Annotated in this window: 16 protein-coding genes; 9 read left to right on the top strand and 7 right to left on the bottom strand. The window is 53.6% G+C overall.

Annotation, left to right across the window (positions count from 1 at the left end; genetic code table 11):
- The first annotated feature begins 211 nt into the window (after positions 1–211).
- From GA0071314_RS19315 to GA0071314_RS05360, 5 genes are all read left to right on the top strand, one after another.
- Entirely contained in the window at positions 212–613 is a 402-nt protein-coding gene (locus GA0071314_RS19315) for a hypothetical protein (protein WP_197668840.1), read from the top strand.
- Positions 614–869: 256 nt separating this feature from the next.
- Positions 870–1,691 (top strand): aldo/keto reductase, encoded by an 822-nt coding sequence (locus tag GA0071314_RS05375; protein ID WP_074398442.1) that lies wholly within the window; start codon positions 870–872, stop codon positions 1,689–1,691.
- Between the two features lie 37 nt (positions 1,692–1,728).
- Positions 1,729–2,139: a hypothetical protein gene (locus GA0071314_RS05370; protein ID WP_074395691.1), complete on the top strand. Its 411-nt coding sequence runs from the start codon at positions 1,729–1,731 to the stop codon at positions 2,137–2,139.
- Positions 2,136–3,083 carry an aldo/keto reductase gene (locus GA0071314_RS05365; RefSeq protein ID WP_082934206.1) on the top strand — a complete coding sequence of 316 codons (948 nt, stop codon included), beginning with the start codon at positions 2,136–2,138 and terminating at the stop codon, positions 3,081–3,083. Before GA0071314_RS05370 ends, GA0071314_RS05365 begins: the two co-directional genes overlap by 4 nt.
- Positions 3,080–3,751 carry a DUF6064 family protein gene (locus GA0071314_RS05360; RefSeq protein ID WP_074395690.1) on the top strand — a complete coding sequence of 224 codons (672 nt, stop codon included), beginning with the start codon at positions 3,080–3,082 and terminating at the stop codon, positions 3,749–3,751. The genes GA0071314_RS05365 and GA0071314_RS05360 overlap by 4 nt, the downstream gene beginning before the upstream one ends.
- 304 nt (positions 3,752–4,055) lie before the next feature.
- Here the strand turns inward: GA0071314_RS05360 and GA0071314_RS05355 are convergent, their stop codons facing one another.
- On the bottom strand, positions 4,056–4,829 hold the full coding sequence (locus GA0071314_RS05355; RefSeq protein WP_074395689.1) for a response regulator: 774 nt from the start codon (positions 4,827–4,829) through the stop codon (positions 4,056–4,058).
- 94 nt (positions 4,830–4,923) lie between these two features.
- The gene (locus tag GA0071314_RS05350; RefSeq protein ID WP_074395688.1) at positions 4,924–5,559 is read right to left on the bottom strand and encodes a hypothetical protein; all 636 of its coding nucleotides are present in this window, start codon (positions 5,557–5,559) and stop codon (positions 4,924–4,926) included.
- A gap of 441 nt (positions 5,560–6,000) precedes the next feature.
- Between GA0071314_RS05350 and GA0071314_RS19865 the strand changes: the two genes are divergently transcribed.
- Positions 6,001–6,126 carry a hypothetical protein gene (locus GA0071314_RS19865; protein ID WP_269449427.1) on the top strand — a complete coding sequence of 42 codons (126 nt, stop codon included), beginning with the start codon at positions 6,001–6,003 and terminating at the stop codon, positions 6,124–6,126.
- Positions 6,127–6,225: 99 nt separating this feature from the next.
- Here the strand turns inward: GA0071314_RS19865 and GA0071314_RS05345 are convergent, their stop codons facing one another.
- Complete coding sequence (locus tag GA0071314_RS05345) at positions 6,226–7,128, bottom strand: LysR family transcriptional regulator (protein ID WP_074395687.1); 903 nt, start codon at positions 7,126–7,128, stop codon at positions 6,226–6,228.
- Between the two features lie 74 nt (positions 7,129–7,202).
- Here GA0071314_RS05345 and GA0071314_RS05340 point away from each other — a divergent pair, with 74 nt between their 5' ends.
- The gene (locus GA0071314_RS05340; RefSeq protein WP_197668829.1) at positions 7,203–8,237 is read left to right on the top strand and encodes an NADP-dependent oxidoreductase; all 1,035 of its coding nucleotides are present in this window, start codon (positions 7,203–7,205) and stop codon (positions 8,235–8,237) included.
- A gap of 253 nt (positions 8,238–8,490) precedes the next feature.
- Here the strand turns inward: GA0071314_RS05340 and GA0071314_RS05335 are convergent, their stop codons facing one another.
- Positions 8,491–8,829, bottom strand: a complete 339-nt coding sequence (locus tag GA0071314_RS05335) for a low molecular weight protein tyrosine phosphatase family protein (protein ID WP_074395686.1) — start codon at positions 8,827–8,829, stop codon at positions 8,491–8,493.
- A 145-nt stretch (positions 8,830–8,974) separates the two neighbouring features.
- On the opposite strand from GA0071314_RS05335, the gene GA0071314_RS05330 reads away from it, so the two are divergent.
- A complete protein-coding gene (locus tag GA0071314_RS05330) occupies positions 8,975–9,280 on the top strand; it encodes a type II toxin-antitoxin system Phd/YefM family antitoxin (RefSeq protein WP_074395685.1) in 306 nt (101 codons plus the stop codon).
- Positions 9,281–9,283: 3 nt separating this feature from the next.
- On the opposite strand, the gene GA0071314_RS05325 is transcribed toward GA0071314_RS05330, so the two are convergent.
- The 3 genes from GA0071314_RS05325 to GA0071314_RS05315 all read right to left on the bottom strand — a co-directional run bounded on the left by GA0071314_RS05325 (position 9,284) and on the right by GA0071314_RS05315 (position 11,932).
- Entirely contained in the window at positions 9,284–9,889 is a 606-nt protein-coding gene (locus GA0071314_RS05325; RefSeq protein ID WP_074395684.1) for a porin family protein, read from the bottom strand.
- 332 nt (positions 9,890–10,221) lie between these two features.
- On the bottom strand, positions 10,222–10,989 hold the full coding sequence (locus GA0071314_RS05320) for a CPBP family glutamic-type intramembrane protease (protein WP_172822089.1): 768 nt from the start codon (positions 10,987–10,989) through the stop codon (positions 10,222–10,224).
- A gap of 43 nt (positions 10,990–11,032) precedes the next feature.
- Entirely contained in the window at positions 11,033–11,932 is a 900-nt protein-coding gene (locus GA0071314_RS05315) for a LysR family transcriptional regulator (protein ID WP_074395683.1), read from the bottom strand.
- Positions 11,933–12,030: 98 nt separating this feature from the next.
- Between GA0071314_RS05315 and GA0071314_RS05310 the strand changes: the two genes are divergently transcribed.
- Positions 12,031–12,852, top strand: coding sequence for an SDR family NAD(P)-dependent oxidoreductase (locus tag GA0071314_RS05310; RefSeq protein WP_074395682.1), 822 nt, complete (start codon positions 12,031–12,033; stop codon positions 12,850–12,852).
- Positions 12,853–12,944 lie beyond the last annotated feature (92 nt).

The raw sequence follows: 12,944 nt of genomic DNA, 5'->3' as shown, positions 1-12,944 counted from the left end.
ATTAGGAACTATTAAGTCCGATATTCCCGGCAACTTTAAACGATGCGACATGCGCTGACCAAGCTCCAAAGAATCCCACATGGGCGGAATCTACTTTGTCCATCATTGCAACCCATCGATGAGAGGCATAAGGCGAAGTATGGACCATACACTCGAAATCCAGGAAATCCGCAGTCTCACCCACACAGATACGACTTGCCAAGCCTGAGGAATACACCTTCACGCCTGGGCAAGCGAGAAACGGCCGTTCATCTTTTCTTCGCTTGTTTCGGACCCGTGGCTGGAATTTGTCATTAAAATCTATCCGGACCACGAGGGCGAGATCGGCAATAACCAGTTGGTCTTCTCCAACAAGACCGAACGGGACATCATCCTCAAGGAAGAATTCGAGACGATGCTGGGAGATCAGTGCATCAACGTCATCACCGACGAAAAGCCGTCCGGCGACCACATCTTTACCGATGGTGTGATCGACAAGGCCTTTCTGACTTCGCATATCAAGGACATGAGCCAGGCCTTCTACGTGTGCGGCCCGGACCCGTTCAACGAGAGCATCATGGCAGCTCTGAAAGAGCTGGGCGCCAACCCGGACGCGCTGGTGTTTGAAGAGTAGCCGGTCTTGATACGCACTCTGCGCTGAGCGCCTCATTATCAATGCCGGATTACCGATTAACGGCAACCGGCAGCTACGTGGTTAAGCCTCTAGACCGTGCGGATCTGGCGACATGCCGATATCGGAGGTACGCTGTTTGGATTGATAGGGGGCCTGATATCGTAGGACGAGCCGGTATACGTATGATGCTGGTGTAGATCTATGAACCGCGATGGCGGCAGGCAGCCAGCGCAGTATCACATCAGGCGATAGAGATATGCAGACGATTGAGCTAGGTGGAGTCAGCGTACCCCGAATAGGCCAGGGCACCTGGCATATGGGCGAGAATGCTGGGCAGCGGCAGGCTGAGGTCAGGGCGCTGCGTGAAGGTCTCGATCTGGGCATGACGCTAATCGATACCGCAGAGATGTATGCGGAAGGCGGCGCAGAAGAAATCGTTGGAGAAGCTATCCGTGATCGGCGCGATGAGGTGTATCTGGTCAGCAAGGTCTACCCGCACAACGCCAGCACCCAGGGTGTTCAAGCTGCCTGCGAGCGCAGCCTGCACCGATTGGGCACTGACACTATCGATCTGTACCTGCTTCACTGGCGCGGCCAGTACCCGCTGAGCGAAACCGTGGACGCCTTTGAGCGGCTGCGCGAGCAGGGCAAGATTCTGCGCTGGGGCGTGTCCAACTTCGACACTGACGACTTGGCAGAGCTCGACGCGCCCGCTTGCGCCACCAATCAGGTGCTCTATAACCCCGACGCACGAGGCATTGAAGTCGACCTACTGCCCTGGCAAGCACAGCACAACATGCCGCTCATGGCCTATTGCCCGATCGGGCAAGGCGGCGCGCTACTGCATGACGCCACCCTGCAACGCATCGCCGACAAGCACAGCGCCACCCCCGCGCAAGTCGCCCTCGCCTGGTCACTGCGCCATCCCGAGGTGATCGCTATTCCCAAAGCCGTTAACCTGAATCACCTCAAACAGAACGCCAAGGCAGATAACGTCAGACTCGACGACGATGACCTGGCTCAGATCGACGCCGCCTTTCCTCCGCCAACGCGCAAGCAGTCCTTGCAGATGGTGTAAGGCCAGGCCATCAACGGCCCTGCACTGGAGCGATGCCATGCCACAGCCCGCACCACCCAATGCCTGGATCCGCTTTCTCGCCCACCTGCTATTTATTCTTGCGGCGTGGACATTGTTCATCAAATACCTGTTCCCCATTGGCTACGCGCTGGCATACGGCGAGCCCTGGTCGCGGTATATCTATTGGGATCTATGGCCGCTGGCGCACGTCTGGCTAGGCTGGGCGCTGCTCAAACAGCCCCGCTACACGCGCGCCTTGGCGGTGGGTATGTCCGTTATTGAAATCCTCATCATCGGCACCCTGTTTGTGCGCTTCCTCAATGACCCCGAGTGGTCGATCTGGCGCACCAACTGGTTTGTGAATAAGGTGTTTGTACTGACCTGCTTTGTGCTGGTGTTGGCGGCCACGGTGCCGATCCCCAAAAAATGGAAGGAGCGACCGCTATGAACCATCGCATCAAGCATCGCCTCACGCGCCGAGAAAACCTCAAGCTCATGGGGGCCACGCTGGCCGCCATGATGTTGCCAAGCATGCCGCTGCTGGCCAACACCGACGGGATGCACCGGAAGACCCTTGCGGGGAGTGACAAAAAGCTGCCCGTGATTGGCATGGGCACCTGGCGCACGTTCAACGTTGGCAGTGACGAGACGCTGCTCGATGCGCGCACCGAGGTGGTGAAGGCCTTTTTCGAACATGGCGGCGGCCTGATCGACTCCTCGCCCATGTACGGCTCGGCACCGGACGTGATGGGCTATGCCTTGCAAAAACTCGGCACACCTGAGCGCCTGTTTGCCGCCGAAAAGGTCTGGAGCCCCGCCGGTGGTTCCGCCCGGGAGCAGGTGGCGGAGTTGAAAGACCGCTGGACGTTGGATCACTTCGACCTGGTGCAGGTGCACAACCTGACCGACTGGCGCGATCACCTGGCCGCGCTGCAGGAAATGAAAGCTGAAGGCACGGTTCGCCATGTCGGTATCACCACCTCCCACGGGCGCCGCCACGACGAGGTGGAGCAAATCATGTCGTCAGAGGATATCGACTTCGTTCAGCTCACCTACAACATCACCCACCGCGAGGCCGAAAACCGACTACTGCCCCTGGCGGAAGAACGCGGCATCGGCGTGATCGCCAACCGGCCTTACGATGGCGGCAGCCTGATCAAGCATCTCAAGCAGCGTAACGCTGAATTGCCCGAATGGGCCAACGAGGAATGCGGCTGCACAACCTGGGCGGACTTCCTGCTGAAATTCATCGTCAGCCATCCGGCGATCACCTGCGCGATACCCGCCACCACCCAGGTCGAACATATGCGCGAGAACATGCGCGCCGGCCACTCCCCCATGCCCTCGGCCGATGCACGGCAGCGGATGGCTGACTATATCGAGTCGCTATGAACGCGTGGGCAAGCTACCAGGTACAGGACTTTATTCCCTTCACGGCGGAGGTGTACTTTCGCCTGTTGGAACGCATGGGCGAAACCTTCTGGCCGCTGCAATTACTGACCCTCGCCCTGGGCGCCGCCACCCTGGTGCTGGCGCTGAGACACCGCACGCGAATAGCCTGCCTACTACCCGCCCCGCTATGGGCCTTTGTGGCCGTGGCGTTTTTCATTCAGCGCTATGCAGAACTTAACTGGGCCGGGGGCTATGTTGGTTACGCTTTCATCGCCCAGGCCTTGCTGCTGGTAGTGATGGCGCTAACGGGATGGGGAATGGATAACGCAACACGCGCAACACACCCACCGGTTATTATCGGCATCGCCGTCACCCTCTTCGGCCTGATCATCATGCCGCTGGTAGCTCCGCTGAGTGGTGGTGCCTGGCTTCAGGCGGAAGTGTTCGGCATACACGCCGACCCCACGGCGGTGACTACGCTGGGCCTGGTGCTTATCATGTTGCGGGGTTTCGCCCTATGGATCGCCGCCATCATTCCTGCGCTCTGGCTGGTCGTTTCAGGCCTGACGTTGCAGGTGCTGGGTTCGTCGGGCGCCGCTGTGCTGTTCTCTGTGTTGGCGATTGCTCTGATTGGGCTGGCCTGGAAAAGTTTTGAATCCAAACGATAAAGTCATAGCACTGTTGCTTTTGACGCGGAGGCAAAGGCACTGCGTACCGCGCTTAATGTTTGAATTCAGGGGTTAACGGGTCTGTTCAATATTAAGGCGACACTTGAACGGCCAAGCACCGCGATGAGCTAACACAACCATGATGTTTTTCGCGCCTATGGGTGGATCGCATAAGTTAACGTTATGTCTACTTTATCCAAGGTTAGCTGGATATCTCATCAAATGCATGACGTTAGTTTTGGAGGCAGGATCAAAAAGCGTGAGCTTGTGAACATCTGGTGACTATAAGGAAATTTTAATGACCTTATTCAGAGCCATTTTGCACTGTTCGCATTACTAGTTGGAACAGTTCTTGCGGCCTGTTAGTGCTACCGATAGCGCCTCGTTCACGAGCCAACTTTTTATGCTCATAAAGATTAGAACCCGCATAAATCACAAAAGGCGTTCTATTACCAGATTTTCTTAGCTCATGGAGTAGCACATAGCCTTCTTCCGATCCTTCCTTTCTACCCATATCTGAGATAATAATTGCGAATTTTTCATGTTCTAATATTTGCAAGGCTTCTTCGGTAGAAATAGCAAGCTCTATGTGTAAGCCTTGATCTTCAAAAGCTTGGCGCTCATAAATATTATTCTCCGGACAATCATCAACCCACAAAACTCTATTTTTCCATTTATCAGATGAAGGCCTTCTCTTCATTTTCAAAAAAATGTCAACAATTTCATTCAGTTGATCTTTATTGAGCACTTCGCTACCACCAGGTTGCTTTGATATTGCAGCAGCCAATGAAATGGCAGATGAAAGTTGTGACTTCAAAAAGTTCTCTTCATTTTTGAAATCCGATGGCCCGTATAATTTATTATGATGATTGGCGACAAGCCAAAGAAATCCCAAAAAAACCAAGATGGGGAAAAAAACCATAAAATAAATTAGAGGCGTTATGTGATCTGATACATTTTGGCCAAAGCTAACCACCAAAGAAGCAAAGCCATACACAAGCACAATAAATAGAGCAATAATCCCTAAGGGACTTTTGGTAAATCCCTTCGCAGATTCTGAGAATTCCTTGATACTCAATAGTTACTCCTTATGGCGCTTAGCACGGACAAAATGCACCGAGCGAAGCAACAAAATGCTTGAACGCATAGCATGGCTATGTTCAACAATTCCACTAGGCGCATTCAACAATCCCTTCTATTAAATATTCCCATATTACACCTGAATCATATTCCCTGCGCTCAAATCCCGCGGCTGGCAACTCCAATATAATATTGTCAAATCCTGACCAATATCCGCCCCATAGCCGATTAGTATCTTTGAGCATAGAAACTTTATAGGCATGCCTTGCCAATGTAACATGCTCCATATTTACTTTTACAATTCTTGTTAGGGGCCAATCTTTAATTATAAATTTCTGAACAGAATTTAGTGGCCACCCATATTTTGCTGATACAAGCTTACACGTTTCCATATCACCAAAAGCATATAGAGCGGACAACCTCGACGGATATAGCGGGTAATACTTCTCTCGAAACACTTCGGCATCATATTCTATACGGTAGTCATTGATTGCCGTCATGAAGTAAGGAGATACCGCTAGAGCGTCACTATGACAAGGCTCATAGGGAAGGTATCGCACCTTGCCTGCTATGTATTTTTTCATGAATTCTGGATCCGAACATGAAGCTACAGCACCTGAGGAAAATGTCTTAGTGAGATTAAAATTGTGATGAGTAATAGGGTTAAACTGATTGACAAATATATAGAATATGTCAGGTGCGTCTTCGTCAATGTTGATTAATTTCATACATACTCCAGTTCACCCAAACACTTACGAGTGATTTACATAATTCCAATAAACGTAAAAAAAGCATTTATTGAGTTTATCCGTTCACCAACCTTGATTCTACCCCATTGATTTTAATAAAGGAAAAGCTAAGTTTGACATCATATTCGAAATTCACATGCTTACGCGCTCCTCCACTCGCCTCCTACACTCCACCAACGAACAGCTTGACGGGGTGCCGGCGAAATCAGGCTGAAATGGCGCAGGACGTAGTATTGTTTGCTGCCGAGCGCTGGTCCCGCTGAACCTGATCCGGCTAATGCGCTGCTGCTTACTCAAGTTCGCAGCGCGGGTACCAGCGTAGGGATCAAGCGATGGACACGGCTTCATTTCACGCCAGCTTCCGCGCCATTTCCTCGATCTTATTCGCCTGCCTTCCGGATCATTACCACCGGAGGCATCATGGGCTACCGCTTTAATGATCTCATCACCTCCTGCCAGCAAGATTGGCGCGCCCTTATTGAGCGCGATGCTGGACTGTTGCGAAGCACTGAAACGCTGCCGGAAGCACTGCCAAATCCTACTTAACACAAGCACTGCGGAGCTGCATGTATGTCAATTATGCTGAACGATGTAAAACTGCTGTTCGCTGATTACAGAGTTTTGTGTGTATCAAGTGTTAGGTATTCAAAGTCGTTCGATCAACATATCAATAAAGGCGCGTACAGCAGGGTTGGTGCGCCGACTCTGCGGCCATAACGCAACTATATTATGACGCTCTACGCCGAAGTCAGGCAGGATGGGTATAAGTTCACTTCGTCTAACCCGCGGGGCAGCCATGAAACTTGCAGCCATTCCGATGCCTGCTCCTGCGGTCATAGCGGCGATGACGGCTTCGCTTGAGTCAACGATGACAGGGGAAGATGGCACTATCTCAACCTCCCTCTCGCCGATCCGGAACGGCCAGCGAAACATTTGTCCCGTACTTTGGTAACGCAAATTGATCGTTTCGTGCCCCACCAGCTCATCAGGATGCTCGGGAGCACCATACCTAGCCAAGTAGTCTGGCGAAGCGTAGCAAGAGAGCCTGTAAGGTGAGAGTCGCCTGGACAAAAGTGACGAATCCGCAAGTTCACCGATCCGTACTGCAAGATCAATGCCCTCTTCAACCATACCGACGATGTGGTCGCTCAGCCGCAGGTCGATCGCTACCTTCGGGTAGCGTGTTCGAAAATCCGTAATAGCAGGAGCAATCAGATGCAGTCCCAGTGGAAGTGATGTCGCAATTCGTAACGTGCCTGCGGGCTCGGTACGAGCAGACTTGACCACCTGCTCTATCTCTTCTGCTTGGCGCAGCAGCTCTAGCACACGTCCATGCAAGTCGCGGCCCTCGGCCGTGAAAGACAGAGATCGTGTCGTGCGAGTGAAAAGAGAGACGCCGAAGTGACGCTCCAACCGCTGAATGCTTTTGCTTATCGCAGAGGGCGAAACAGACAACGAGCGCGCCGCAGCGGTGTAGCTGCCTAATGAACCGGCGCGTGCAAATGCGATAAGGCCCGTGAGGCGTTCTAATCCAATTTGTTCTTTCATGGAACAATTAAAACGAATCTACGCACCATTATCAACGGCAAGGAACTTTCTTACTATTTGCCATGTAACCATTCATGAGTGAGATTGTGATGAACGACATGATGAAAGCAGTGCAGCTGCATAGTTTCGGTGACCCAGAGGTCTTGCTTTACGAAGATACGCCCCGACCCGCAGTACAAACCGGTGAAGTGCTTATCCAGGTTCGTGCGGCAAGTCTTAACCCACCAGACCTTTACCTGCGCGACGGCTATCGGGCGCTACCTCCAGAATGGCAGCCTAGCCCACATTTCCCGTTGATATTGGGCACTGATGTGTCAGGAGTCGTTGCTGCCGTCGGCGACGGGGTTTCCAAAGTCAGCGTAGGTGACCACGTCTTTGCAATGGTGCGTTTTCCCGAAGACCTGATGACGGGCAGCGGCGCCTATGCCGAATATGTCAGCGTTCCTGAAAGCCACCTGGCGTTGAAGCCAAAGGGCATTTCTCATGTCGAGGCAGCAGGTGCCCCGATGTCACTGCTTACTGTCTGGCAGTTTCTGGTGGATCCTGGCCACAACCGACTAAACCCATTCCAGGCATTCCAGCATGTGCCTGTCCCGCTCGAAGGCAAGGCCGTCTTGATCAATGGAGCTGGCGGTGGCGTGGGGCATCTAGCGGTTCAAATCGCCAAATGGAAAGGGGCACGCGTGATCGCGGTTGCTTCAGGTAAGCATGAAGGGCTTCTTCGTGAGCTGGGTGCTGACGACTTCATTGATTACACCAAGGCAGCCGCCGAAACGGTCGCACATGACGTGGATCTGGTGCTTGACGCTGTGGGTGGTTCGAACATGGGACGCTTCCTCAGCATTATTAAACCAGGCGGCTCGCTCTTTCTGGTCAACCCCTTGGGCTTTTCTGCCAGGGATGAAGCCCACAGGCTAGGAATTACGGTTTCCTCACTACAGGTGCACTCAAACGGAATGCTGCTGGCGCAGGCCAGTCGCTTACTCGACAACCGTACCATTCGGATCGTGATCGACAGTACCTATTCGTTGGCAGAAGCACCGGCTGCGCATCAGCGAGCTATGCAAGGCGGCGTTCAAGGCAAGGTCGTGCTTGTCGTTAAAGAGTAAATTGTTGCCGCCGATCACAGTAATTTCCGGGGTTGAAAGCATCTGAAGCATCCGTTCGGTTTGCTCGATACCGAAGTGTGGCAGCCTCGCAAGATATCTTGCTGATTTGAGGTCACCAGTATAGCTTTCAAAGATTGAAGCGATATCCTCGGGCTTATGGTGCCTTAATGTCAGCCTTTTTGAAGCAGTTATCATATTTGTTGGCTTAACGCCCCAGCTCAGCTGCATCGCTTCTTGGCGGTGGCTAACCTAGCTATTTTTCGACTGTCGCTAACCGCACATACTCTGGCACCCTTTCCTTGAGCAATTTGATGAGTTCGGGCTGCATGAATTCGTAGTGATCGGGGATATCCAGACAGACCAGCGGCTTTCCCTTCAACACGTCCTTGTACGTACTGGCGACTTCATCCTGGTGGTGCTTTTCCATCACCAGAATGATATTGGCCCACTCAATCAAGTCCCGGGAAACAGGCGTTTGCGCATGTGCCCCTGTCCCAGCGCCGATTGCCTGGATACCGGGATAGGCTGAAAAGACATTTTCCTCGGTTGGGCTGCGTAGCCTATTTTCGCTGCAGATGAATAGAAGGTTCATAGGCGCTCCCTGGACACATAGCATAGGACTTTGTGGCAATTCTGGCGCCGCGAAGCGATGGTAAACCGAACGCTGCGCAGTCGATTGTCAAACCTCGTAACGTTCGACATTCTGTACATTAAACATCCCGCGCAGGAACGACATTATGGATGCCATCAGCTACACGGCCGCTAGAACCAATTTAGCAAAAACCATGGAGCAGGTCTGTGAAGACCATTCACCCATGATCATCACCCGCAACAAAGCGCCGTCTGTGGTAATGATCTCTCTCGAAGACTATGAGGCGCTGCAAGAGACAGCCTATCTCCTGGGTACACCTAAGAACGCCCGCCGTTTGTTAGAGTCCGTTGCCGAGCTGGAGCAAGGTGGTGGTCTGGAAAACCAACTTCTTGAAAACGACAGCGCCGGGGCTAGCCCCGGCGCTGATATCGCACATGGCAAAACAAATTGACGGTTAGAAGCGCAAACCGGCCGACGCGGTAAAGGTATCGATCTTGTAGTCGCTGTCGAAGTCGTAACGCTCGTATTCGGCACGGACCAGGAAGGGATCGAAGTTGAACTGCGCGCCGACACCGTAGACCGGATCGGTGCCGTCCTGATCTTCAAGATCAACGCTAGCACCGCCAAGATTACCGTCGACGTCGGTTTCCCACTTGGCCACACCGGCCTTGGCGAAGGCGGTAAACCAGGAAGTGATGGGCAATTGACCGACCAGATTCGCCCCGTAGGCGTTGGATTCCAAATCGGTATTGGCGCCACTATTACCCTCTAGGCGGGTACGACCCAGATCGGCATAGAAGATTTCGGTAGCGAAGTAAGGATTGAATTCGTAGCCGACGAAACCTTTAAAGACGTTGTCTTCGTCATCATCCACATCAAAGTCTTCAGCGCCATCGGAAATGAAATCGTCGACATCGTCGTTGTCGTTCTCCAGCGAGCTAAAACCGGTACCGATGCCCAAATAGAGCCCATCAGCATTGGGTGCGGCGAAGGCCGACGGTGCCGCGGCGAGCAGAGCGGTAGAGGCAAACGAGGCGGTAAGTAGGGTTCTGAGTTTCACGTGTATTCTCCTTGTGACGACTTGCTAAGAACGATTCTATGAATCGTCATGGTATTGAAAGGCGGTCCTGCCTTGACTCACGCAATGTGACAGTCGTTTGATTGACACGTATCAAACATAGGCAGAACACTGTTCGAAAACAAGGAAGATTCGGTTACGGCAGGTAAGTTTTTGTTGGAAAAAGCGCCTCTACCTGGAATCTAGAGGCGCTTCGGTCATCGACTCAGAGCGGAAAACGGTTCGTCTTTAACGTCGGCGATCAGCGGTGCCGGCTAGCGGTGCAGCTTTTGTGAAAACGAAAGGTGTGATGCTTTCTGGCGCCCCCTGCATTGTTATGCCACTACAATGCTAACGACATGGCTCACCACATGCGCAAACGCGTGAGCGATAATCGCTGCCTCCAAGCCGTATCGCCAGAACAGGGAGCCGAACAGTACCCCAAAGACAGCGTTCGCGCCGACGACGAACGCTACCAGGTCAGCCGTCAACGCCCCTACCTGCGCTGCAGCAGCTGGCAGGTGACCTGCGCCAAATAAGAGTGCGCTTACGACAATGGCGAACCACATGTAGACGATCTGTGGCGTACCTTTTCGACGTTGCAGGAGTCGCCACGCCATCCAAACCAGCACCGTCATTAGCCCCCACCGTAAAAGCAGCTCCTCCGTGATACCGCCATAGAGAACCCGGGCGACGAGTGGCACGGTGAACGGCTGCTCCACGTCAGCAAGCTCCGCAGGGGCGTAGCCGCCAATCGCAAAGAGCCCAAGTCCTCCCAGCAACCCACCAAGAAGCCCGGGTAAGAGTTGGGGTCGGAGTGCTACGGCTACCGACTGACGGGTTACCGCTGCCTCAAACGCGGGCGCACTGAGGCCAACCTTCGGTGCAAGCAACACGCCCAACCACACGGCAAGCGCGACAAGTAGCCCGCTCTGCGCGATGCTCGCCATCAAAACGAACCACGAGGGTAAAGGGAGTGACGCGTCGCCCAACACCTGGGGAAGCACCGTGACGGTGAGGGCAACCACACCGAGCATACCTGCAAGGAACAGGAGCAAGCCGAGCTTGAGTCGCGGAAATCTGATGGTGTCAATCATAGTCATAGGCACATCCTGTGGCTTATTATCCCGCGATAACCTTACCCCATTAACTCAACGAGACCACGTCCCGCAGTGCATTCTTGAAGTGTGTAAAGGCGGACGTTTGCTGTCGGCGACTCGGATAGTAGAGGTAGTAACCAGCGAACGGCTCACACCACTCTTCCAGCACACGTACCAGCGCACCGGACGCTATTTGCCTGCTCACTATGTCCTCAAGGATGTAAGCAACGCCGTACCCCTCGGTTGCTGCGGCAACCATCAAATCGCTGTCGTTGAAAATGGGGCCTCGACCAGGCTTAACGGTGAGGCTGCGCCCATCCTTTTCGAAATCCCAAGGCGATAACTCCCCGCTGCGATTTCTGAAACTGATGCAGGCATGCTGGGACAGTTCTGAAGGTTGTTTAGGTTCGCCGTGTTGCGAGAGATAAGAAGGCGCGGCGACAACAGCGACCCGCATCCGAGGGCCAATTGGCAGTGCCACCATATCGCTCTCAAGCCTTTCGCCCAGTCGGATGCCAGCGTCAAACCTACCCGCGATGAGATCCACGAAGTCGTTTTCGACGGAGACTTCGATTTCAATACCTGGATGCTGTCGGATTAAAGAACTCAGCGCTGGCCAGAGAATCGTGTCGGCGGCGTGTTTTCCGGCACTCACCCTGACAGTACCGACCGGTTCATCGCGCTGGCTGGCGAGCAACTTGATTTCGTTGGTCAGTTCATCAAGCGCCGGCGAAAGTTTTGTCAGCAGACGGGCGCCGGCATGCGTAGGGGAAACGCTGCGCGTCGTGCGCGCCAGAAGCCTGATCCCAATGTCTTCCTCCAACCGCTTGAGCGTTTGGCTGAGCGCCGACTGAGTGACGCCCAGCCGCTTAGCGGCGCGCGTAAAACTGCCTTCAGCAGCGATGACGCGGAAAACTTCCAGATCGCCGAGCAGGCTTGGGCGCATTCGTTAGCTCTCCTTATAGACCCTATAACTAATAAGCAGGTTATCAGGATTTATTAGTGAGCATACTATGTAACAACATGACAGATAAGGAGCAACTTATGGCTAGAAACTGGCTCGTCACCGGCGCAAGCCGTGGATTGGGTATGGAGATCGCCCGGGCGGCGCTTGCTGCTGGTGAAACCGTCGTCGCCACGGCTCGGTCTGCCAACGACATTACGGAAACACTTGGACCCAACAGCAGACTACACGCGCTGGCACTCGATATTACGGACGAAGATGCGGCCGTCGCCGTGGCACAGGAGGCAGTGAATAGGCTTGGCACGATCGACGTGTTGGTCAACAACGCAGGCCAAGCACAGCTCGGCTGGTTTGAGACGATCAGCAGCGCACAAGTACGGCGCCAGTTCGAGGTGAATGTTTTCGGCACGATGAACGTAACCCGAGCTGTAGTGCCACACATGCGTGCGCGCCAGTCAGGCCTCATCGTTACCATCTCCTCCGTTAACGGGCTGCTCGCAAACCCGGGAGGATCCGTCTACGCATCGTCAAAATTTGCCATTGAGGGCTGGATCGAGGGATTTGCACAGGAGCTGGCACCCCTCAATATTAAATCGATGGTGGTTGAGCCGGGAATGCTGCGTACGGATTTCCTTGACGACAAGTCAGCCGAGCACGGTGATATCGACGTTCCCGATTATGCAGAAGCGACCCAGCAGTTTCGCTCGTTTATCGCCGCCGCCAACCATAATCAGCCTGGTGACCCGGCCATGCTCGCAGAACGAATCGTCTCCCTCGGCATGTCGAACGAGCCACCCGCCCGTTTCGTCTTTGGTGACGATGCACAGGAGTGGGCCACCGACAAGGTAAATCGCCTCAAAATGGAGATCGAACAATCGGTTAATATCGCGAACGGGAATTAAATCAATGGAATTGAGCCACTTCACGATCCAACGACTCTACCATCCAGGCAGAAAAGTCGACTGAAGGCATAGCGAACAGCGGTATTAATACC

Source organism: Halomonas sp. HL-93, from assembly GCF_900086985.1.
GTDB lineage: Bacteria > Pseudomonadota > Gammaproteobacteria > Pseudomonadales > Halomonadaceae > Vreelandella.
Note: the sequence above shows the minus strand (reverse complement) of the source record. Positions and strands in the feature narration are given on the sequence as shown.